General features: G+C 59.9%; 23 protein-coding genes. 3 read left to right on the top strand and 20 right to left on the bottom strand.

Going from position 1 to position 22,013, the window contains the following annotated elements; all coding sequences use genetic code 11:
* Positions 1 to 10: 10 nt before the first annotated feature.
* The gene (locus MGMAQ_RS01625) at positions 11 to 1,549 is read right to left on the bottom strand and encodes a colicin E3/pyocin S6 family cytotoxin (RefSeq protein ID WP_052716033.1); all 1,539 of its coding nucleotides are present in this window, start codon (positions 1,547 to 1,549) and stop codon (positions 11 to 13) included.
* An 80-nt stretch (positions 1,550 to 1,629) separates the two neighbouring features.
* On the opposite strand from MGMAQ_RS01625, the gene MGMAQ_RS19140 reads away from it, so the two are divergent.
* A complete protein-coding gene (locus MGMAQ_RS19140) occupies positions 1,630 to 2,364 on the top strand; it encodes a tetratricopeptide repeat protein (protein WP_052716034.1) in 735 nt (244 codons plus the stop codon).
* 4 nt (positions 2,365 to 2,368) lie between these two features.
* Here the strand turns inward: MGMAQ_RS19140 and MGMAQ_RS01640 are convergent, their stop codons facing one another.
* From MGMAQ_RS01640 to MGMAQ_RS20585, 3 genes are read right to left on the bottom strand one after another with little or no spacing between them, the layout of a single operon-like run.
* Positions 2,369 to 2,707 carry a hypothetical protein gene (locus tag MGMAQ_RS01640; protein ID WP_046020166.1) on the bottom strand — a complete coding sequence of 113 codons (339 nt, stop codon included), beginning with the start codon at positions 2,705 to 2,707 and terminating at the stop codon, positions 2,369 to 2,371.
* Entirely contained in the window at positions 2,662 to 3,216 is a 555-nt protein-coding gene (locus MGMAQ_RS01645) for a hypothetical protein (RefSeq protein WP_046020167.1), read from the bottom strand. The genes MGMAQ_RS01640 and MGMAQ_RS01645 overlap by 46 nt, the downstream gene beginning before the upstream one ends.
* Positions 3,198 to 3,404: a hypothetical protein gene (locus tag MGMAQ_RS20585; RefSeq protein ID WP_148560789.1), complete on the bottom strand. Its 207-nt coding sequence runs from the start codon at positions 3,402 to 3,404 to the stop codon at positions 3,198 to 3,200. Before MGMAQ_RS20585 ends, MGMAQ_RS01645 begins: the two co-directional genes overlap by 19 nt.
* A gap of 195 nt (positions 3,405 to 3,599) precedes the next feature.
* Here MGMAQ_RS20585 and MGMAQ_RS19145 point away from each other — a divergent pair, with 195 nt between their 5' ends.
* Positions 3,600 to 4,340, top strand: coding sequence for a tetratricopeptide repeat protein (locus tag MGMAQ_RS19145; RefSeq protein WP_052716035.1), 741 nt, complete (start codon positions 3,600 to 3,602; stop codon positions 4,338 to 4,340).
* A 5-nt stretch (positions 4,341 to 4,345) separates the two neighbouring features.
* Here MGMAQ_RS19145 and MGMAQ_RS01660 read toward each other — a convergent pair whose 3' ends face one another.
* The 11 genes from MGMAQ_RS01660 to MGMAQ_RS01710 form a co-directional block, all read right to left on the bottom strand.
* Positions 4,346 to 4,735, bottom strand: a complete 390-nt coding sequence (locus tag MGMAQ_RS01660) for a hypothetical protein (protein ID WP_148560790.1) — start codon at positions 4,733 to 4,735, stop codon at positions 4,346 to 4,348.
* Positions 4,719 to 5,024: a hypothetical protein gene (locus MGMAQ_RS01665; RefSeq protein ID WP_046020170.1), complete on the bottom strand. Its 306-nt coding sequence runs from the start codon at positions 5,022 to 5,024 to the stop codon at positions 4,719 to 4,721. Before MGMAQ_RS01665 ends, MGMAQ_RS01660 begins: the two co-directional genes overlap by 17 nt.
* On the bottom strand, positions 5,008 to 6,948 hold the full coding sequence (locus MGMAQ_RS01670; RefSeq protein ID WP_046020171.1) for a hypothetical protein: 1,941 nt from the start codon (positions 6,946 to 6,948) through the stop codon (positions 5,008 to 5,010). The genes MGMAQ_RS01665 and MGMAQ_RS01670 overlap by 17 nt, the downstream gene beginning before the upstream one ends.
* Before the next feature lie 76 nt (positions 6,949 to 7,024).
* Positions 7,025 to 8,536: a phage terminase large subunit gene (gene terL, locus MGMAQ_RS01675; protein ID WP_046020172.1), complete on the bottom strand. Its 1,512-nt coding sequence runs from the start codon at positions 8,534 to 8,536 to the stop codon at positions 7,025 to 7,027.
* Positions 8,533 to 8,889, bottom strand: coding sequence for a hypothetical protein (locus tag MGMAQ_RS01680; protein WP_052716036.1), 357 nt, complete (start codon positions 8,887 to 8,889; stop codon positions 8,533 to 8,535). Before MGMAQ_RS01680 ends, terL begins: the two co-directional genes overlap by 4 nt.
* Before the next feature lie 98 nt (positions 8,890 to 8,987).
* Positions 8,988 to 9,449: a hypothetical protein gene (locus MGMAQ_RS01685; RefSeq protein WP_046020173.1), complete on the bottom strand. Its 462-nt coding sequence runs from the start codon at positions 9,447 to 9,449 to the stop codon at positions 8,988 to 8,990.
* Between the two features lie 237 nt (positions 9,450 to 9,686).
* Complete coding sequence (locus tag MGMAQ_RS01690; RefSeq protein WP_046020174.1) at positions 9,687 to 11,933, bottom strand: SPRY domain-containing protein; 2,247 nt, start codon at positions 11,931 to 11,933, stop codon at positions 9,687 to 9,689.
* The gene (locus MGMAQ_RS01695) at positions 11,930 to 12,889 is read right to left on the bottom strand and encodes a hypothetical protein (protein WP_046020175.1); all 960 of its coding nucleotides are present in this window, start codon (positions 12,887 to 12,889) and stop codon (positions 11,930 to 11,932) included. The genes MGMAQ_RS01690 and MGMAQ_RS01695 overlap by 4 nt, the downstream gene beginning before the upstream one ends.
* 3 nt (positions 12,890 to 12,892) lie before the next feature.
* Entirely contained in the window at positions 12,893 to 13,321 is a 429-nt protein-coding gene (locus tag MGMAQ_RS19150) for a hypothetical protein (RefSeq protein WP_148560791.1), read from the bottom strand.
* Positions 13,322 to 13,386: 65 nt separating this feature from the next.
* Positions 13,387 to 15,330 carry a hypothetical protein gene (locus tag MGMAQ_RS01705; protein ID WP_046020176.1) on the bottom strand — a complete coding sequence of 648 codons (1,944 nt, stop codon included), beginning with the start codon at positions 15,328 to 15,330 and terminating at the stop codon, positions 13,387 to 13,389.
* A complete protein-coding gene (locus MGMAQ_RS01710; protein ID WP_046020177.1) occupies positions 15,330 to 15,899 on the bottom strand; it encodes a hypothetical protein in 570 nt (189 codons plus the stop codon). The genes MGMAQ_RS01705 and MGMAQ_RS01710 overlap by 1 nt, the downstream gene beginning before the upstream one ends.
* 148 nt (positions 15,900 to 16,047) lie before the next feature.
* Here MGMAQ_RS01710 and MGMAQ_RS19155 point away from each other — a divergent pair, with 148 nt between their 5' ends.
* Complete coding sequence (locus tag MGMAQ_RS19155) at positions 16,048 to 16,944, top strand: tetratricopeptide repeat protein (RefSeq protein WP_158498742.1); 897 nt, start codon at positions 16,048 to 16,050, stop codon at positions 16,942 to 16,944.
* 4 nt (positions 16,945 to 16,948) lie between these two features.
* Here MGMAQ_RS19155 and MGMAQ_RS01720 read toward each other — a convergent pair whose 3' ends face one another.
* The 5 genes from MGMAQ_RS01720 to MGMAQ_RS01740 form a co-directional block, all read right to left on the bottom strand.
* A complete protein-coding gene (locus tag MGMAQ_RS01720) occupies positions 16,949 to 17,650 on the bottom strand; it encodes a hypothetical protein (RefSeq protein WP_046020178.1) in 702 nt (233 codons plus the stop codon).
* 31 nt (positions 17,651 to 17,681) lie between these two features.
* Entirely contained in the window at positions 17,682 to 18,305 is a 624-nt protein-coding gene (locus MGMAQ_RS01725; RefSeq protein ID WP_046020179.1) for a hypothetical protein, read from the bottom strand.
* Positions 18,274 to 20,598, bottom strand: a complete 2,325-nt coding sequence (locus MGMAQ_RS19160; RefSeq protein ID WP_052716039.1) for a hypothetical protein — start codon at positions 20,596 to 20,598, stop codon at positions 18,274 to 18,276. Before MGMAQ_RS19160 ends, MGMAQ_RS01725 begins: the two co-directional genes overlap by 32 nt.
* A gap of 105 nt (positions 20,599 to 20,703) precedes the next feature.
* Positions 20,704 to 20,979 carry a hypothetical protein gene (locus MGMAQ_RS01735; protein WP_046020180.1) on the bottom strand — a complete coding sequence of 92 codons (276 nt, stop codon included), beginning with the start codon at positions 20,977 to 20,979 and terminating at the stop codon, positions 20,704 to 20,706.
* Positions 20,980 to 21,066: 87 nt separating this feature from the next.
* Positions 21,067 to 21,891, bottom strand: coding sequence for a phage capsid protein (locus tag MGMAQ_RS01740; RefSeq protein WP_046020181.1), 825 nt, complete (start codon positions 21,889 to 21,891; stop codon positions 21,067 to 21,069).
* Positions 21,892 to 22,013: the final 122 nt, after the last annotated feature.

Raw genomic sequence — 22,013 nt, forward strand, 5'->3', positions numbered from 1 at the left:
CGCCTTAATATCATGCGAAGGATGTATTGTCATCACCAGTGTCACTCATACGTATCGGTTTCTTCTCCGGATCCGGAGGTTTGATTTGCTGCCCTGTGACGGGGTCAAGAACGCCTTGATGTCGAAGAAATTTGCCCTTCGGAAGATACATCTCCCATTCCCCGCCGTGATTGTCGTCCCATTTCAGGTAGACCTTTTTGCCGCCCTCCATCTCGATGGTCTTCACGCCTTCACGACGGAGCTTCCTGCTATCCGCCGGTTTGGCGTTGTCAGCAATAAAGCCATAGGGGGTGCGAATATGGCGTGCGTGTTTTTGGGCCTCCTCGCGGAAGGCCTTGTCTGCCCTGTGGGCGACCGTGTCGCGGTAGTCGTCCCAGCCCTTGGCTCTGGGCCCGCCGATGGCTTTTCCCGGATCGCCAGGACGTGGTGCCCCCGGCCCCTTTTCCGGTCTCCGCCGTCCCAGGCCGCCGCCCAGGGCCTCGCCGTAGAAATCGCCCAGGGCCTTTTCCGCCGGGGTGCGGGGCGGTTGGCGCAACCGGTTTCCCTGCTCGCTCAGGAACCGGTCCCGCTCGGTCTTGGTCTCCAGGTCGGCCCATTGATCGATCAGTTGCTGCTGCTCAGGGCTGTCGCTAAAAGCCTGACGCAGGCGACGACGCTGCTCGGGGGTCACCTGCTCGGTACGATGCATTTCCCGCAGGGCCTTCTTGCGCTCGCGACCGCCCGCCTGATGAACCTGAACCTGGGGGTCGCGATCCGGTCGGTGGACCGCCGGTGCCACGTCGTATCCGGTTTGCCGTTTGATGGTCTCGGCGAAAGTCGGAGGATTGGAATCGTCATAGACCGCGCCCGCGGCCCCCGTTGCCGCCGGGCGCAACCCCTTGCCGGCATTGATATGGTCATCGACCTTGCGCCGCGAGTCCGGGTCGGAATCGGCGACGGCCTTGGCCGACTGGCCGCCGGACAGGTCCACCGTGCCCGGAAAGGTGTTCTTGAACCATTGATCCACCTTGGGCCGGAGGATGTCGTTTTTCGGATGACCGTCCTTGAAGTAGCCCGGCGCGGTCATCACTTTCTGGTTCTCGGTGCAGGACCAGTCCAGGGGATCCTTGCAGGCGACAATCTCGTCGGCGACCGCCTGCGCGGTCACCGGGGATTTCCGGAAGTCCGTCTTATAGTCCTCTTGCGAGCCCACCGGCTGGACGGTGGGCTTGGATTTCTCCTTGGCCATTTTCTCCAGTTGTTGGGTGGCCCAGCGATTGTTCTCCGATTGGGAAGGATCACCGCTGGCGGGTTGCGGGGTCTTGGGTTTGGTCAGGGTCTGGAAACCCTCGACGTCCGGGCTGACGGATGCCTGATTGGATGACGGCGCCAGCCAATCGTTGCCGCCGCCCAGGCCCGGCGACTGGTTGCCCAGGGGCCCGTCGTCCGGGGAGTGTGCCGTGAAGGCGGGGGCCGGTGCCAAGGCCGGTGACGACGGCGGGGACAGGTCCGGAGCGGCGGCAGCGGGGCTCTTGGTTTCCGGCATGGCTGATTGTTCGGTGGAACCCATGGCGGGTCTCCTTTCATAAAAAAAACCGCCCCGAATGGAGCGGCGTTGGCAGGGGCCGGGGGTGCCCCTATACTCCTCCCATGCGTGTTTTTATGATTCTGATATGTCTGCTGATTTGGTCGATCCCGGCGCGGGCGGATTTCGCGGCGGGCATGGGGGCCTACGAGGCCGGGGACTTTGTCGCGGCCCGGGAGGCCTGGCATCCCCTGGCCGAGGCGGGGGATCCCCGGGCGCAATACTGGATGGGCGATCTCTATCGCTTCGGCAAAGGCGTGGCGCAGGATTTCAAGGCCGCCATGGGCTGGTACAAACAGGCCGCCCGCCAGACTGAAGACGGAGACATGCTACGCCGGGCCGCCTATGCGATGGGGTATATGGTCGAGGATGGTAGCGGAACGCCAAAGGATCTGGACAAGGCCGAATGCCTCTATCGGGTGGCGGCGGAGAATGGCTATGCCAATGCACAGGCAGCCTTGCATTTGTTTCTGAGGGAAAAACCGGGCATCGATTTCGAAGCCCTGGACTGGGCCGACAGAGCGGCACTTCAGGGCCAGGATCAGGGATTGTTTGCAACAGGTTTTGCTGAAGTATTGAGCCCATTTGGTGATACGGTCGAAGGACTGGTCCTTATTATTCTGGCGGCGGAAAGGGGCAACAAGTATGCAATCAAAAAAATGCTGGACTACAGGGACACGGATGATCAGGAGGTACTCGCAATGATCCAGGATGCCGAGCATAGATCAAAGGTTTGGCAGGCAGAGATCGAGCCTCTGCCCGCCAAACTGTTTATGGTGCCGGATGGCTGCTGGCCTTAACGGACTATCTTGCTGCTTTGTCCTGTGAGCGACCCTCACCGAATATCCCGTCCATGACCTCCTTCACCATACGGTCTTGCACCTCCTTCCTCACATCGGTGAGATAGGCGGCGCCTGACTTCAGGAGGTCGTCGGTCATGGCGTCGCGGATCCGGGCCTGCTGGGCCTCTGAAAGCACAACCTTGCTCAGATCCTTGCCCTTGCCGATCACCGCCTCGGTGGCCTTGTTGAGGCTGTTCTTGGCATGGGCCGAGAACACCCCGTAGGTCAGGGCCTCGGCGGGGCTGTGGCCATTCTTCAAGCCCCGGGCGATGGCGTCACGACAATCGACATGATGGCGCACCTCGCCCTTCGTACTCCATACACCCACGTATCTGGGTCAAATTCTTCCCAGTAGGGACGTACGGGGCGGCCTTCTTTTCGTGCCAGATCGTTGCCGCGCTCAAATGACTCAATGCGTTGCTTCAGGGCTACGAGGGCTAGATGGGCCTTGCCCAGGTTGCTTTCCGGAAAATCCTTCGCGGCGTTTGACGCCCCGCCATATACGATCTGGTTCATGGCATTGAGGACCCAATTGTCCCAATCCAACCAACCGCCTACGGTCAAAAACACGCGATTGCCCACCGAATAGAAGGGAACATCGTACAGGACAAATCCGGAAGCCAGCTCATAATGATAGTCCCCGTTGAGGCCGGTGCCAAAGGTCTCGAGGTCACAAGTGGGCGCATGGGGGATGAAGGGAACATATCGCAAGACGAGGAAAAGGCCGACGAGGACCAGGAAGCGGCGGCGCCACTTCCTGGTCTGTTTTGATTTACCGATCGGGTTGTCGGTCAATTCAGGTCCGTCCATGTGATCCTCGGGTTGCTCAGGCTGTTGTCCGGGCCAATGTCCACGGTGCCGGTGACCCGTTGCCGCCACAGGCGTTCTTCCTTGAACGTCTTAGCCTCGCCCGCATCCTGTAGGGACTTGGCGCCGCTAGCGTCCCCGATGCCGCCAGCCTCGAAATCATAGTTCTGGTTGCCGTCGTGGACGACCACGCCATCGATATGAATTTTACTTCCTTTGCGGGTGGCCGTAAAGGAAGTTGTTGACACCAGTTGTTTTCTGCCTTGGGACAGGACGTCGTCCAGCTTCTGACGATCGCCTCCGATTACTCCAATTGCCCTGATGGCCAAATCGCCCTTTTCGACGATGGCATTGGCAGGGGCCGGGGGTGCCCCTATACTCCTCCCATGCGTGTTTTTATGATTCTGATATATCTGCTGATTTGGTCGATCCCGGCGCGGGCGGATTTCGCGGCGGGCATGGGGGCCTACGAGGCCGGGGACTTTGTCGCGGCCCGGGAGGCCTGGCATCCCCTGGCCGAGGCGGGGGACCCCCGGGCGCAATACTGGATGGGCGATCTCTATCGCTTCGGCAAAGGCGTGGCGCAGGATTTCAAGGCCGCCATGGGCTGGTACAAACAGGCCGCCCGCCAGACCGAAGACGGCGACATGCTACGCCGGGCCGCCTATGCGCTGGGGTATATGGTCAAGCGCGGGCAAGGGGCGCCCAAAGATCTGGACAAGGCCGAATGCCTCTATCGGGTGGCGGCGGAGAATGGCTATGCCAATGCTCAGTTCGCTTACTCTCGTATACTACGCGACAAGCCGGGCATCGATTTCAATGCCTTTTCTTGGATTGAACGCGCGGCAAAACAGGGGCAGGATCAGGCCCTGTTTCGGTTGGGAGATATTGAAGTTTTGAATCCGGGCATTGATGATGCCATTGGCTATATGCACGTTCTTCTGGCTTTGAAACGAGGAAACGAATTTGCGATGGAGCGTATCGCAGTGGCTCGAAAAAGATCGATAAAGGAGTTTAAAGTTCGGGAAGCCCTCCAAAAAGCCGAAGATCTTGCAGGGCGCTGGCGGGCAGTTCGAGAGGAACTGCCCGCCATACTCAATGCCATTCCGCCAGACTGCTGGCCTTGATATCGCTATTGTGTTTTGTCGATGGATCTTGTGGGACTTCGGAAAATTTCATCCAATACATTGTGCACCATCCGATTCTGCACCTCCTTCCTCACATCGGTGAGATAGGCGGCGCCGGACTGGACCAGATCATCGGCCATTAACTCGCGAACACGCTCTCTCTGCTCAGAGTTCAATGCGACCTTGCTCAACTCCTTGCCCTTGCCGATCACCGCCTCGGTGGCCTTGTTGAGGCTGTTCTTGGCATGGGCCGAGAACACCCCGTAGGTCAGGGCCTCGGCGGGGCTGTAGTTGTTCTTCAAGCCCCGGGCGATGGCCTCGCTGACCACCGGCCTAGCGCCTGTCGGGTCCGATCGGACCCGATGGACAGGCGCGACCTTATTGGAATCGATCACGTTTATCGTGCCTAATCGAATCCGATTCAGCACGACGTGATCGAGCCAGCCCCCGCTTGGCCAGGTCCTGGGCCATCCAGGTGCCACCGATGGTCGGCATGGCCTTGGCCAGGTCTTGGGCGGCTTGCGCGCCACCGGCTTCCAGCACCTTGCGGACCTTGTTGAGCTTCACCCTGTCCAGGCCCATCTGCGTCAGATGGCCCAGGGCGACTTCCGTATCGCCCCGGACCCGGAGCGGACCAACCGGCCCACTCCGGTCCAACGAGGCCGGATCAATCCTCGTCGTCATCGGCCCCCAGGGCGGCGAGCCCGGCGGCAGAATTGAACTGGATGATCTTGCGAAGGGCCGGATTACCGTTGACCGCCGCCCGGATGGCCTTGGCGGTTTTGGGCGCCACGGTTTTCAGATAAGCCGGGTCGGCCATATAGGCGCGGATGGCCTCGGTCATCAGTTCCCGGGGCGGATCGTCACCGTCGTAGCCGTGCCGTTCCGGGGTGAAGCGGGGCTGGCCAGGAGCCGGGAATTCCCCCGCCCGCTCGGGGGCGTTGAGGGTGTGGTAAAGGTTTCCCAGTTCGTCCTCCAGGCCCTTGACGGGGATCTCCCCCGCCGCCTGATCGATCACATGGCCCACTTCGTGGGCGTAGACCTTGGGGAGGTCTTCGGGGAGGAGGCTTTCTGAAAGCAGAACACACCGAGGTTTTCGAGTGTTTGCGTCGATTACCGTCTGACCAAATATTCTCCCGATTTCACCTTTCGCAGCGTATCGAGGTGCTCTTCCAGTTGCTTCCGTCGCAATGGGTCCAAGTTCGGTTGATCTAAGAGCTTGGTCGTCGCCTTGATACACTTTTCGGCCCACTGTTCGTCCGTCAGTTTCAAGCTTTCTGCCGTCGATGTCATGGGTCAGGTTTCCTTGCTCATCGGTCTTGGCTCCATTGGGGTAGTCGGCCTCGAAGGGACGGGTTGTCCCACTGGGGGGATTATAGATGTTCGGGCGGTTTTGTGCAAGGGAGTTACTCTGTTTGCTACGACCTTGAGGCGCATTGGCGAGGGCATTCCTGAGGCCCTTGTTGGCCTGTTTGGCCGCCGCGCCGAGGCCGGGGATCGTCGCGACGGCGGTCACGCCGCCCTGGATCCAGTCGCCCTTCTTGAAATCATGCAGGGCCTCGTTGACCGCCGTGGCGACTCCTGCGGGGGTGAAGTCGACTAGGGGTAAAGGATTTTTACCGCTGCCATCCGATCGACCGACGATCCGGTCGGCCAGATCCCGGGCCTGATGCTTGTCCAACCCGGCCTTCATGGACAGATCCATGAGCCCGGCATGCCATTTCTCGCGCAGGTTCGGATTATGGGCTTTTAGGCTATCGGGGTGCAATTGCAGCAGCCCATCGACAAAGGCCTCCGACGTGCTGCTCAGCAGGCCTGATGGTTGAGCTGACCCTGACCCTGACAGATCATCCGCGCCCGAGCCGCCAATCAGGTCGCCTTGGACGCTGCCTTGGAGGGTGTCGCCCACGGCCCCCGTTGCCGCCGGGCGCAACCCCTTGCCGGCATTGATATGGTCATCGACCTTGCGCCGCGAGTCCGGGTCGGAATCGGCGACGGCCCTGGCCGACTGGCCGCCGGACAGGTCCACCGTGCCCGGAAAGGTGTTCTTGAACCATTGATCCACCTTGGGCCGGACGATGTCGTTTTTCGGGTGGCCGTCCTTGAAGTAGCCCGGCGCGGTCATCACCTTCTGGTTCTCGGTGCAGGACCAGTCCAGGGGATCCTTGCAGGCGACAATCTCGTCGGCGACCGCCTGCGCGGTCACCGGGGATTTCCGGAAGTCCGTCTTATAGTCCTCTTGCGAGCCCACCGGCTGGACGGTGGGCTTGGATTTCTCCTTGGCCATTTTCTCCAGTTGTTGGGTGGCCCAGCGATTGTTCTCCGATTGGGAAGGATCACCGGTGGCGGGTTGCGGAGTCTTGGGTTTGGCCAGGGCGAGGGACTCCGCGATATCCGGGCTGACGGATGCCTGATTGGAGGACGGCGCCAGCCAATCGTTGCCGCCGCCCAGGCCCGGCGACTGGTTGCCCAGGGGCCCGTCGTCCGGGGAGTATGCCGTGAAGGCGGGGGCCGGTGCCAAGGCCGGTGACGACGGCGGGGACAGGTCCGGAGCGGCGGCAGCGGGGCTCTTGGTTTCCGGCATGGCTGATTGTTCGGTGGAACCCATGGCGGGTCTCCTTTCATAAAAAAACCGCCCAAACGGGGGCGGCGTTGGTTGAGGGAACTAATAATAAAGGGACATCTTATGGATCAAACTCCGTTGATCCATCGAACTGGCCGCCGCCCCGACGCCAGGCGGCATGGGACTGTAGGTCGTTGGGGTCGGCGGGCAGGCGCCCGGTCAAGCGCACAGGTTCGGCCAACAGGCATCCGGACACGGCATCCAGACCGTCGTCGCGGCCCTTGGTGGTCGGGCGCCATTCCCGCATCTCGGCGATGAAGGGCGTCGACCAGACCTGGCGATGCACCGACAGGTTACCCGCCGCCAGCACCGCATCGAAGGCATCGATGATGCGCATTTCCTTGTTGCGCTTGGAGGCCGCTTCGATGACCGCGCAGGCCAATCCCGCCTGGGTCAGTTCGCGCCGCAGCAAACCGGGCAGGAAGCGGCCCAATCCATTGGTTTCCAGGGTCACCGCGGGCAAATGATACTGTCGGGCGAAAGCCACCACCTTGCGGCATTGCTGGGTAGCCTCGTCGGTCTGGTCGAGAATGGTTGGGTCGTGCTGGATGTATTCCAGGCCTTGCAGCCAGTACATGCCGTCTTCATCGGTGAACAGGCAGGCGATGACACTGCCATCGCCCTTGTCCGGTGAACCGTAGGCCGGATCCCACCAGCAGGAGGCCGAAACCAGGCGCTTGCCGTTGAGAGTCAGCAGGCTTTCGCCGTTGCCCTCGCCATAGACCAGGTCATGGTCATGGACCCGCAAGTGATCCGGGTCGAGCCGTCCGTCGGCCAGGTTGACCGGGCGCAGCATCATCTGGCTTTCGAACTTGTTCTTGCCGGTGCGACGGCGGATTCCGGCCACCCGCTCGGGCGGAAAGCGTTCCGGCCAGCGGCTGCGACCCTTGGAATCCAGTAACGGGATTTCCAGGCGCTTGAATCCGGTCAGATAGGGCTGGGTCTCGCCGGATTCCGGACGCACCTGATCGCCGTAGATGGTGTAGTAAGTATGGGGCGTGCCCACATAAAGCTGCAAGCCGCCAGGAACCAGCACATAGTCGATCTCGTCGAGGCGCTCGCGCAAGTCCAGGCGCTTGGGCGGCGTGTCACAGGTGTTGGGCACCTCCACATCGTCGCAGATCACCACGTCGGCGCGGGACCCGGTGACATTGGCCCCAATTCCTTTGGCCAGCATGGAAGGGTCGCGCAGTTCACCCGGTCGATTGACGGTAAATTGATCCGATGCCCATTGGTCGGCCCGCTTGGGCTTCAATCCCTTGGTCAGAGGGTGGCGTTCGAGGATCCGTTTGACGTTGCGCACCATCTTGCGGGCCAGGGCCAGGTCGGCGGCCAGCACCAGGATGCGAAGGTCCGGATCCCGCGACAGCATCCAGGCGCAAAAAAGGCCAACCAAAGTGGACTTGCCGGAGTTGCGAAAAGCCATGAGCAACAGTTCCCGGTCTCCGGCCCGCCAGCGGGCGGCCAGCCAGCGGGCCATGCGCACATGCAGCTTGGGCATCTCCATGCCTTGCAGCTTGGTCCAGATGAAGACAAACTCGGGGAAGTTGGCGGTTTGACGGGGCGGGCTCATGACAGGTCGTCCTCCTCGTCGTCGCCGTCGGCGAATTCGGCCAGCGCTGCTTGGGCATCGGCCAGCAGGCGGATGGTTTCGTCGGACTCATCGGTCCCGGCAGCGGGGACTTCTTCCTTGCCCGAGGCCCAGCGGGCCAGTTTGGCCAGCAGGTCCAGATGGGCCAAGGCCGACTTGCAGGCCGCATGATGGGCGGAGAATCCCTTGGCATCCTCGGGCGGGTCAAGAGCGGCAAAGGCTTGGTAGCTGATCGCCGCGTTCTCCATCAGCGGCGGCAGAAGGGAAGAAAGGCGGTCGCGGACCGTATCCAGGTCCGGCCCCTTGCGCCGACGAATTGTTGTTTTTCTAGCCATGGTCTGATGCGGCCTCCTAGGTAGAGTGAGGAAAGAAACGAAAACAGCGGCCCAGGACGGGGCCGCTGTTTTCGAGGGACGGTATAGTTAATTTAAGTCTAGTCAGGAGGCGTCTGTTCCGCCAGGATTTGCCGCAGTTCCGCCTTGCGGGCCCGCTTGGTTTCCAGGAACGGAGACAAGGTGAGGCTGGCGGCATCGGCCAGTTCCTCCACGTCCCGACGCAAGAAGCGATCCAGTTCGGCTAGCTCTTTTCGCGCTTCGGTCACCGGGTCCGCCGGGGGGACTGGTTTGGGTACCAGATCGTGAGACCGCACCACCCTGTGACGGTCGCCGTCGAAAATATCGGTCAGGCCGTTCGAGACCTGATTTCGGGGTATGCGGGTCTCCTCGAAACGGGCAAAGCCAATGGCCGTCAACCTGTTATCGGGCCAGCGCCGGAACACGTCCGACGGATGCTGGATGCCGTTGCGGTCGACCACGGGAAGGGGCCTTTTGAAAATACGTTTCACCGGAAGACCGAACGCCTGTTCGGCTTCCTGCCAAGTCAATTCACACCACATGTTTTACCTCGCTGTTCTGGGGGTGATGGATAATCCGCCGAACGGGTGCGCGGCGGAGGTTGTTGAGGTGATGATATGCCGGTTGCCATTGGTAGCCGCGTTGCCACGGACCCAACTGAAGCCTTTGGACAGTAGTGCCATCAGGTCGGCATATTTGGGGATTGGTCGGTTGGAACCGGCGGGTTGGCGAATGCCACGGTCGCAACCCTTGCTGATCGCTAGACGACGGACCGTCGGTTATCGCGCTCTCGCATATTTAAAAGGAGTACCAAACGCAATAACGGCGTAAGTCTGGGAACCGTTTACTCCAGCAGCCGTAGACCGACACTTCATGCCTGTTGACAGCCAGTCTTTATCTTTTGTTAGGTCGTCTACCCCGGAAGTGAAACCATTACTGATATCGTTAAGCGTTCCAGCCACACCAAACTGCGATGAGTTCCAGTGCCCTTCTGCGGTTGCGTTATCAATTGCGGCGATAAGCGTAAACTCAGGAGACAGACCTAAGTCACAAACAGTTCCATCGGCATTTGCATTGCCTTCGTAGGTACGGATAGCGGAAACGCCTTCGGTTTCCGCAATAACAAGCACATTGTAGGTGCCCGTAAACCCGCTATCATCGATATCGAAGCTGTTGGCTTGGACGTTCGTAATCGCGCCGCTGACTATTTGATTAGCTGTGTTGCACCAGGAAATCAGTTTGCCGCTATCAACGGCGGGATGATAGCCAAGTAGTTCACCGCCACTTGCCTGTCTGAACAGGAAGATAGCGCATTTATCTGTGCCGAGATTGTGGGTAACAGTAGCCTGTCCTGAACCATCAACCGCAACCGCAGCCCCGTAGGTTCCATAAGCAGCGTTTAACCGGATTGCCATGCCAAAATGGTTGGTGCCTGAGAGGGTACTGACCGCTTGGTAAGTCTCCGACGTGTAGAGCATCGTTTCGTTCGCTGAGTCAAAACTGAACCTAAACTTTTCTGCGTTAGCAGAAGTATCCCTGTCAGCGAAAAACTCTACATATTCGTCGCTGCCCCAGCCGCTGCGGAGTGAGGCGATGGCACTTTCGATATTGGTATGTGTGCCGACGGACTGCACGAACAGGCCTGAGACATCAGCGACAGCAGGCGCAGGAAAGTTGCCTGTGCCGACACTGGAATACCCAGTAGGGATGGCTCCCGTAAAGTCGTCCTCAGTTCGGATATTCCAACCTGTAGACGCGTTGCCATGATTTCCGAAAATGGCAACCCATCCGGCATAATCCTGTCCCGTGAAAGCAGCACCGGTCTTGGAGGCTCCACTGGTGGGGTCGCCGGAGTTCTGCCATGTACCGTTTTTGGCGAAATAGATGGCTTGATTGTCGCAATCAACGGCGACGCCGATAACATCCGTGTTCGCGTAGCCGGTACCATAGGCAGAGGACGTGCCTGCAGTGTCGATCTTGTTGCCGTCACTCTGCTTATACAGATGACAATTGGTGAAGGTACCTACTGTCAGTTTCCAGATACCAGATTGGCCGACGCCTATGAAACTATTAGTACCAACAGCTTCGGCCTCGAAGTACCATTTACCGGTGACAGGGAGACCTATTGATCCCCCAACTGCGCAGTTGTTACCCCCATCCGCCCGCATGGTGAGATTGCCGCCTGAGAGTAAGTTGGCGGAAGCAGGACCGTTGCCATCCGTCTGATCGAGGTAATTGCCGGTGCAGGTATTGTTCGTAGGAGTGTCGGCCACTTGGATGGGGGAGCCAACTTCGATCCAGTCGTTGGTATTCCCGCTTTCATCATCTCCCAAGTTGGGGCTGGCGTCGGCGAAATCCAGATAGAAGCCCCGAGCGCCCCAGGTAATGCCGGAGAGGTTGATCGGTTCCCAAGAACCTGATGTGTCATTATACTGACCGAAATCAGTAGCCAAATACGCGGAGCCGTCCACGAAAGCCACTTGGGCAAGGTAGCCATGAAAATAGTTGCTGCTCGACCAGCGGCCTACATAACTAGGCTCAACCGTGTCCACGTTCCAGCTTGTGCTGGCCACCCCCGTATGCAAAGTAGGGGTTGTGTTCCAATCGGTAATACGGTCGCCGTTGATCCAGATCTTGACACGATCCGCTGACGCTTCACCAGTATCGACGGTCACAACCAAGTGATACCAAGCCGAAACATCCCGCAGGACGGCATTGGTGGTGTAGCTGCACACCGGGGTCCCGCCAACTTGGAGGTACAAATCGATCCGGTTGCCAGAGCGATCAATATAAAAACGGTTGTTGGCATCTTTGTAATGACCAAACAGAGTCGCGTTTACGTCTATATCACATGGCTTGAACCAGATGCTGAAAGTCATGACTGTGCCGCTACCCGCGCTGCCGAATACCTTCGAAAACGCGGCTGCACCATTGAGCAAGCAGCCGTTATCCACGGGATAGGATACTGAGGCGCTGCCGCCGGAGTCTCCTCCGGCCAGCAGAATGTTTCGTTTGATGATGCTCATGCTTGAGTCCTTACGTCTTGGGTCAGTTGTGCGTGGACGTCTCCATCGGCCCGGACGATATAGTCGAGCCGGTCCACGGCGCCGCTGGTGGCGGAAAGGCTAGGTGCCGCGCCACCGGGAAACTTCCAGGCAGTGCCAAAGGACAAGGTGCCGCCGGTGGTACCCTGTTCGATGAAGATCGATCCCGATTGACCGGGGGCCAGGGGCTCGGGGCCCGCGTCGCCCGTATTAATGGGATCGGCCAGGGTGGACACCGCGTCCACGGTGAAAGAGAAGTCCTGGGCCGTGGCGAATTCCGGCGTGAACACATCGGCCACGGCGGTCAGCGATGCCAAGGTCGAGCGCTGGGGGGCAGTCCAGGTCTGAGCGGTGCCGAGCTTGGCGGCATCGGACAATTCCAGCAGCGTTCGCCCGTCTTCCGCCGTGGTCACATATAGCGCAGGCTCGCCGGAAGGCTGGAAGACGAAGGCGGAGGCATCGAAATTGGTCAGGTGACTGGCGTCTCCATTCCAACCGATCAGGCTGTTGGAGGCCGGATCGGGCAGCGTGAGTTCGACGTCGCCAGCATAGGTGACTGGCAATCCCACCAGCCGCGTAGCAGCCTCATTGACCTGCTGTACCATGGCTACAAGGCGATCCAGTTCATCATTGAAGGTTTGTGAGCGGATGCCCTGGCCTTCCTGGAAATCGGTGGTGCGTTCCAAGGGGATCTTACGAACAATGACCACGCTTTCACCACCGGCCATCGCCTCGGTAAAGATCACGCTGCCACCAGCGGTCTCACCGGCACCCGTTACGGTATAGTCAACGCTTAGGTTCTTTTCCTCTCCGTCGACGAAGACTTCTAGGTCCCCATCGGAAAAGAATTGGAACTCAAATGGGAAGTCGACTTGACCATCAACCGCGTGCAAGTGTTTACGGGGCGAGTAGTCATTTATTTTAATATGTTCAGTCATTGTTTACTGCTCCAGTTTTGCTTTTGCATTGTAGTCATCCAAGACGTTTTTTGCTTTGAATGCCGTGCCAACGGCAAATCGCGCGATGTCCAGCGGATTGGTCTTGGCGGAATCCAAGAGGTTTCTAGTGCGGATGTTGATGTCTTCGACGGCATGCTGAGTCATGTCCCAGCTATCTCGGGATTCCTGGGCCGCTTCCTTTTCCATGCCTTGCACCAACGCCGCCGCCGATCCACCGGCAGCGGAGAGGCCGCTGGCGCCGAAGCGAGCTCTTGCAGAGGCCTGATCCTTGCGCAGCTTTTCCTGGCGTTTGCGGTCCTCAATGGCCTGTTTTTGGTATATCTGCTGCAGTTCGCGGTTGGCAGCGGCCTGTTGTTGCGCGGCGGCGGCCTTTTTCTGTTGTTGCTGTTGCGCCATGGAGGCCGCGGACATCGTGGTTTTAATTATCAGTGGGACAAATTCTCCCATGGAGATCTCCTGTTCGTTTGGGGTTAGAATCACCCGTTCACGGCCATTTCGGCGACCACCGAAAGCAGCGTGAAGGGCAGCGGGGCATCGCTTTCGATGCGCCATAGAGATTCCGTGTCACCGTCTTTCCAGCCGAAGGCACGAATGGTCTTGTCGCCGGTAAAGGGCTCCCACGCGGTGTCGAAGGCCGCCGCGCCGAAACGCTGGAATGGCACTTCCACCAGGCCCCGCCCCACGTCGAGGCGCAGGGAAAGGGTGTCTTGCAGCCGGAAGGTGGCGCTGATCAACCGCACCCGGCCCCCCTGGCCGCCGGAGCCCGCCACGGCCAGACTTGGCGGGAGGGGTTCGACGATATGGGTATAGGGCAGTCCGACCTCCACCTCCGAGGCGGCATAGTCGAGGGTGATCGCGCCGTTGCTGACAGTCACGCTATCGCGCGGCGCACCGTCGGCCACCACCTTGACGTCTCTGCCTTCCAGGTGGTCGAGACCGGTCCAGGTGGTTTTAGGCGTGGTGTCGGCGCCGGTTAGTGCGCCATCGAGCGACAAGGTGTCGTCGAAATACTCGATGGTTCGAATACCGTTGCGGTTCACCGCCACGTAGGTACGCTCTCCGGCCACCGCCACGGATTCAAACAATCCATCCGTGGATTGCCGAGACCAGGCAGTGACTTCCTGGGTGCGATACAAAGTCAGGCTGACCAATCCACCGTCCTCTTGCACAAAATGCAGAATACGGGATTGCTGATCGAAATCCTGGTCTGTGGTCTTGCCCATAATGTGATGGGCCAACATGGCCAGGTCCGAAGACTGATAGGCCTGCTCCACATCGGTGAACAAATACTCGTGAACCCCGGGACCACCGCGCGGGATAAAGAGGGTTGCGCCATCAACATCACGCGGAGGGACCGTCCGGTCCACCGGCGAGCCGATCCGGGTCTGGCGGTTGAGTTGCACGTTCTCCGGGGTCAGAGGATAGCCGGTGACCATCCATTCGGCACCCGAAGTAAAGACCTGTAGATGGCGACCGGAAAATACCGCCCGGATGGCATTGACCTGATCAGACAGGATGGCGAACTCAATACTTTCGTCGTCCAGGCCCTCACCCAGGTCAAAGTTGAACAGATCGGCAGACTTGGACATCCACAACCGGTTGGGCAGGTCCCGGGATCCACCAATGACCAGTCGATCCTGATGGAAACAACAGGAAACGGGCCAACCATGATTGATGGAAAAGGCTTGCTCCTCCCAATCCTTGTTGGCCTGGGTATCGACCAGCGCTTCCTTCACCGTTGCCGAAACAACAGTGGCGGAAGTGAAAGTCGTGATCTCCAGTTCCTTGTTGGCGATGCGCAGCCGCTGCCCCACATGGTCGGCGGTGAAAACATCCGCCGAGGCACTGACGGTCACGGTGCTGTCCTTGGCGGTTCCGCTCGGTGTCACCGTGACCTCGTCGTCGGCGAACTTGTGGAATGGCTGCTGGAGACGATTGTATTTCTTGTCGTCGTCCTCTTCGTCCAGATAGGTCCATTCGGTGATGGTCCAATCCTCATCGGAGGTGCGGGTGATTTTCTGCGGCGCGACGTCCGGGTGCACCACGAGCAAGGTATCGGCACTCTGGGTCCAGTTGATCTGCGCCAGTTGTTCCTCGGTCCAGGGCATGGTCACCGCCAGCGGAGACCCATCGTCCAGAACCTTGGCACCATCCTTGAAGACGGTCATGGTCTGGTCGGTGAAATGCAGCAGATAGACCTGTTCGGTGTTGAATTCGAACGGCACCAGACGGCCTTTGCCCAGGGCGCTGTCCACATGGCGCAATCCCGGCCGACGGGTCAGACCGCCAGTGGGGAAAATGAACACATTGCGCAAGGTCTTGGCGCCATTTTCGAAGGATCGCAGGTCGCCGCGACCTAACAGCCGGGGCGAAACCTCGCCAGCGGCGAAGCTGGTCTTGGTCGCTTTCATGTTGGACATCACGAACGCACTCCGATCAGGGTGTAGTCATCGAAGGTCTGCGGCGTGTCTTGCTGAGCATCGATGTTCTTCGCCTCATGGAAGGACTTTTCCGAAAGCGCCATCAGCTTGTCCGCCCGCGAGGTGCTTTCGGTGATGGGGATGCAGAATTCGGCCGCGAGCCGGGCAATCAGCGCCTGATCGAAGAATGGGGGAAAGCCGGATTCATCGGGCCGGAAAATATAGGTCAGAATGACTTGATCGACATCGCAATGCAGACGGTGCTCGGCGATGCGATAGATCATCCCGCGGCCAGATCCATCGGCTCCGGCCGACAGGGCACGCAGGAAATCGTTGGGCAGCTGATAGGCATAGGTGTAGTCGGCCACCGGCACGGCTGACAAGCGAGCCAGCTCCGTCTGGCCAGTAGCAAAGCTCCATGGGTAGGCTGAAACGAGCGCGTCTCGGGTGGAGGGATAGAGGTTGGCGGCAACCTCCGCCTCTGCGGTTCCTTCGTCAAAGGATGCGATGGATCGAGCCCCGATTTTCAACAGGGCGCGGGAACACAGGGCTATGGCTGAAAGGGCCATGGGATTCTCCTTTTCTCTGGTTGGGGGTCGGCACGAAAAAAAGGCACCCCGAAAGGTGCCTGGAACCATATTAACCATATGGCAGTTAATCTTTATTTATATCAACAAAACAATAGGTTATAATATTTTGCATATATGTCCAAGGCCTTTGGAGTCTTCCGCCGCAGGCTTCACTTTCGAGCGATCAAGGATCGCCGGATCGACTACCGGGACGTCGTCGAGGCTCGGGGCGGGCATTGGCCCGGGCGGCCTTGTGCCGGGCCCGGATCGGTGCCACACTCCTCTCATGCGTGTTTTTATGGTCATTCTGTTCGTTCTGTTCGCCACCGTCCCGGCGCGGGCGGATTTCGAGACCGGCATGGCGGCCTACGAGGCCGAGGACTACGAGACCGCCTATGAGACCTGGCTGCCCCTGGCCGAGGCCGGGGATCCGAGGGCGCAGTACTGGATCGCCGACATTCATCGCTTCGGGCTCGGCCAGCCGGTGTTCTATCAGGCGGCTCTGGACTGGTACCGCAAGGCCGCCAGGCAGACCGAGGACGTGGATACCTATCGCCGCGCCGTCTATGCGTTGGGGTATATGGTCAACAACGCGCAAGGCGTCACGAGGGACATCGACAAAGCGGCCTGCCTGTACGAGATTTCGGCGAAGAACAATTATGATAGTGCGCAATGGGCGTTGTGTTTGTTGCTCGCTAAGAATTCTAGTTATTTTTGGAAATCGAATTTTTGGTTGCGGTGGGAGGCCAACAACTGGTGCCATAGGGCTGCCGACCAAGGAAATGAACTTGCTCTGGGATTTATGGGCGAGCTTCATCTTGAAGTTTCCGCCACACCAAACGAAAAGGGTTATATGAAGATGATTCTTGCAGCGAAGTTGGGTGATCAAATTGCGGCCAGGAAACTCCATGAAATGAAGGCCTCAATGAGTGATGAGGAAATGATGCTCTATCGCAAAGGCGAGAAGATGGCGGATGCCTGGCGGGCAAAGGTCGAGCCCCTGCCCGCCAAGCCTTATCCGATGGACGAAGATTGTTGGCCTTGAAAGATCAGCGACCTTCCTCGGTTTTCTCGATGTCTTGTGTTTCGAGATCCCGCTCCTCCATCCACTCCTCATACATCTCATAGACCTTGTCTGCGACCATGCCGGCGGTGACGTCGCCGAGCAGGTCGACGAACTCGTTCCTGGCCTCCTTGGTGAGGGAACCGGCGACCCGACCGGCGGTGACGTTGACGACGCCGTGAACCCCGGCATCGATCGCCGCCGCGTGGCGGGCCTGGGCCTCGGGGACGCCCTGTTGCCGTTGCCGCGTCAACTCCCGGTCATAGACCTGCATCATGCCGTTCAGGGTCGAGACACCGGGAACACTGACCGCCGTTTTGACCAGGCTCACGGTCAGGTCCGCCACCCGCTGGGCCCGACTGACAGTCGCGCGGCCCCGATGGTGACCGGGCACCCGGCGGCTTTCCCGGGACCAATCACGCAGGTCCCGGGCCCAGCGCTCGCCGCGCAGGACCTCATCGGGATTGACGGTCTTGACGATCTTTCCCGTGCCACTCTTGTTCATCGTCTCGACCAGATCGGCCAGGGCGTTTCCCAGCACACCGAAAAAGGCCTGCAGCCCGGAATGGGCCAGACTGCGTTGGTCGGCGACCTCGATCCCATGGTCGCGAGCATCCAGGGACCAGACCTGGACCAGGTCCGGCAAGGTCTGGAAGGCATTGGGGCTCGTATGGGCGAGAGATGCCATGCGGTCCCGCAAGGAGGCCTTGGCGGAGCGATTACGGAGCCTTCGATTTTTCGGCCTTCTTCCGCGCCAAACAGTCCATGTCGAACTCCGGCAGCTTGCGCTGGTCCTCCCGGTCGCGCCAGAAGGCGATTTGCCGCATCTCGGCGCAGGTGGGTTCGACCAACTCGAACTCTACCCGTTCATTTTCCCTCCTAAGGGTGATGGTCTTACGGCAGGCGGCCCGGTCCTGTTTCAGGGTCTCGATGGCGGCTAGCCTTGATTCTTGTGGGAATGCAAGCAAATCCGGGTCGGTCCGGACCCACCAGATTTTATTGACCTTTTCTCGGAGGTCTTTGGTGATACCATTTTTGCGGACGGTCTCCTCCACAACATCAATCGCCATATAGGTGATGTTCGATTCGTCCAACTGCTGGACATAGTTCGAGAAAAAGCGGTCGCGCATTTTCCACCCGTTGGTGGTTTTTAAGTGGCGATGTCCGGGATCACGGCAATAGACCAGCACCTCATGGGTCGGCATCTGGTATTCCAGCCGATACCAGAACCAGGAGGCCAGCCCCGTGGCGAAAATAAGTCCGGCCACGAGCAGGAGGCACCAGAGGTGCCCCCGGCCCAGGGCCAGGATATCAGTCGAGGTCTTGCCAATCCGGTTGGTCATCGTCCCATTCGAGGGTGCCGTCCGACATAATGGTCGCATGGATCGTGACAGTCTGCTGCCAATGCGACAGCATGTCAAATTCCTTCGCGCCCCGATGGTCACGCAGGACATTACCCAGATAGTCGGGAACATCGACACCGAGAATTGTCGCCATCTTATTATTGTGCCAGTCGTAGCGGTCGCTCCAACCGTGGTTGACCCAGCCCGAGAGACTTACCCTGTTGCCTTGGCGATGGGCGGTGAAGCGACCCTCGGAGCGCAGGTTGGACAGATTGGAGGCGTAGAACAAGTCGTTCTGACCCTTGTGTTTCTCGGCATCAATAATTGTAACGCGGGAACCGCCGACCCCGAGTCGACCGCCATCGGGTAGATCTCCGAGCCGGGACTGGAGGTCTTTGCGGGCGGAGGCGAGAACCGAGTATCGGTTTTCCAACTCCGCCTCTTCAATTGACTTCTTGGACCGCAGCCAGTCGCTGTCGATCCACCGGGGTTCGCCGGTTCCGGCCCGGAAATGGGCGAGATTGTCGGCGGCGACCGTATAGCCCGCCAGACGCCCCCCAGCTTCGATCAGATCGTAGAAAATCCCGGTACTGACGATTAGCTCCTCGGGCAATGGACCCTCAGGCTGGAAAACGAGGGATTCAATCCGATCGACCGTCAAGCGGGCCGAGCTCTTCAAGGCGTCCAAAGCCGCGCCGGGACTCTCGCTGATCCTGGTTCCCAAGCCCGGATTATTGCCAGGCTTGCTGCTCACGGACAACGATTCACCCGTGTGCAGATCGACAATGGATTTATGAGAATCCGATCGCTTGACCCTGTTCTCGGCCACCCGGACCCCCGGCGCCTCCGGCGGACCACCAAGGATTTGCCCCAGCGCCCCGACTAGGCCGTCCAGGGCCGCCGGGTCGATGATGGCGGGTTCGTCGAGGATCGGGTCGCGAGTGGGCGATGGCAAGGGGCCGGTGGGCCGGGTGGCGTCCAACCGCGCGGCATTGGCCCGGGTGGGAGTCAGGCCAGTGGGGGATGGACTGGTGGGGGCCTTGGGATCCCGATAGACCCCATTCCAGTTGGGATCGAACACGGAGGTTCCGGTGGGCTTGGCGGCTTGGGTCGCTTTGCCCAAGGTCTGGGCCGGAGCCAATGCGGGCCGGTCGGGATCGAAGATGGAAGGCTCTTTTTGGGCCGGGGCATAGGGGGCGTAGGTCTGGGCCAGGAGGCCGGTGCCCGCATTCTTGGCCTTGGTCTCGCGCAGTCGGGCGTTGGCCCGGGCGGCGGCCCGATGGGCCAGGGTGGGGCCCTGGACCCGGGGCGCATTGGGCGACCGGCGGCCCAACTTGGTATAGGACTTTCGCCAATCACCGGTACTTAGCCCCGCCATTTGCCGCGAGATCTCTTCCGCCGTGCGGTTGAGGCCCAGCATGCGACCGAACCAGGGCTCCGCCGAGGCCGGGCGGGCTTCGCGTTCCGCCTGCCTTTGGCGCCGCTCCTCCTCGGAAAGGATCTTCTCGCGATCCGCCCGGCGCGCGGCTTCCTCCTTGGCTTTTTTCTCCTCTTCCTCTTCGAGCATCTTGGCCCGGACCTGGCGGTCGCGCTCTTCGGCGGCTTTGCGGTTGCGGGCCATGGAATTCTTCATTTCCTGGTCGATCTTATCGAAGGACTTCCAGCCCTCGTGGGTGTATTCGCCATAGACCTTGCCGCCGAACAGACCGTCGATATAGGTGCCCCTCGCGTCCACGCCGCCACCGTCCACCCGGTCATCGTCGATGCCGCCGCTTTTGGAACCATTGGGACCGGGGTCAGGGGGGCTGTCATGGCCGTAGTCCACCGGGTCCGAATCGTCCCAGCCGAAGGCGTCGCCGTCGGGGCGATCGCCGCCGGAATCGGGCTCATCCATCAAGTTCTCATTGGTCCAGGAATCGTCTGCGAACTCCAACAGGCCGGTATGGGGGTTGACCGTGGCGCCGTCGGTGATCTGGTGCAGCAATCGAGCCTCTTGCGGGTTCACATGGATCAACAGGGTATCGCCGTTGCGGCCCAGGTCCTGCATGCGGGTGGCCAGGGCCCGGGCGGTGGAGCCGTCCGGGTCCATGCGACCGTCACAGAACAGATCGTGGTCCCTTTGGAACCATTCCAGGGCCTCGGACAGTTGCTCGTCGGCATAGGGGGTGAGACCATAGTCGGGGGTCCGGTAGTAACCCAGGGCCTTGAACATCAGCTTCGAAGCCAGGGCATCGGTGAGGTCCACGGCATAGCCGCGACCCACCGTCCCGCGCAGGGGGAGGGAGTGTGTCATGACGTTTATCCTTTAATGAAAAGGCGGCCCACCCTCTCAAAAAGCCGAAGAGGACGGACCGCAGGTTGCAATGGTTGGTTTTCTTTTTGGGTATTCCGACTTCGTTTAATCGGAATTGAGTACGCCGATCTGGGTCATATCGGTCAGATCAACGGTGGTGCCATCATTGGAGGCCACCGCGTACAAGGCCGCGATGGGCGTGCCACCTTCTCCGGTATCGGTGTTGGCCATGACCATGTCACCCACCCGCAGCATATCGGCGGCGTCATCGAAATAGCTGACGTCATCGACTTGAGTGTTCAGGTCGGTGGTGGTGTAGTGCCAAAGGGTGAAGCCGTTGGCATAGGCCAACACGCTCAGGTTCTTACTTTCGTAAGCCATGATTAATTTCTCCTGTGATTTGAAAAGAGGTCGGACCGGCGGAACCCCCGCCGGTCCGCTTGATTCAGCAAACCCGTGTCAGGCGGATCAGCTTTCCAGACATGGCATGCGCACCACGCCGGTCTCGTCGATCAGACCGCAGCCCATGCTCATCATGTTGTTGACGAAGAAGGCGGCGCGATCACCGTGCCAGGTGAAATCGGCCTGGATCTCCTGACCAATGGCATGGCCGACGGCGGTCTTGTGGTACCAGAAGCAGTTCCGGGTCGTGCCGTTCAACGGCAGACCGGAGTGAGGCATCCACAGGGCGCCCAGCCATTGCTTGGCCTGAGTGCCTTTCCAAGGCAGGTCCTCCGCCCCGACATAGTCGGAATCGGCGAATTCGGCGATGCCCAGCAGATCGGACCACTGCTTCCAGCCGACGATGGCGTAACGCTGGCCATCGTCGGGCACGTCACCGGCGCCGAGCATCTCGAAGGCTTCCAGAACCTTGTCCTTGGTCAGGCCGTCGGCATTGGTGCCGGCATTCTGCGCCGCGGTCGCGGTATCCAGGGATCCGATGATCAGGTCGTCGGTCTTGCGGCCCAGGGCATAGGCCCCGGCCCGGGCGGCAACAGCCCGTTCGTCGTGGTTGACTTTGATCTCGTCGAGCTTGTCGATCCACTCACCGGCATAGAAGTCGCTGAGCGAAACCGAGATGGTCTCATGGTCCAGATTCATCACCGGCACCTTACCGTGGCGAGCCTTGACGGTGGCCTCGCCCTTGCCGACCTTCTTGAACTCGTAGGTCGAACCCTGCACCTTGTTCTTGGTGCGGACGGTATTGCGCAGCTTGGAACCCATGCGCTGGAAATTCTGTTGTACTTCCAGCGAGTATTGCTTCACGAAATGTTGGTCGACTGTAACAGTCATGGGATTTTCTCCTGTTCGGAATGTGTGATTGACCGGTCAAAAACATTGGCCGGTCCTATGGGGAACATGCCTGGCCCAAGGGGTTGGGATGCGCTGCAAGGACGCACCGCCCCGGGCCACTT

Origin of the sequence: Magnetospira sp. QH-2 (assembly GCF_000968135.1) — a bacterium.
Classification (GTDB): Bacteria; Pseudomonadota; Alphaproteobacteria; order Rhodospirillales; family Magnetospiraceae; genus Magnetospira.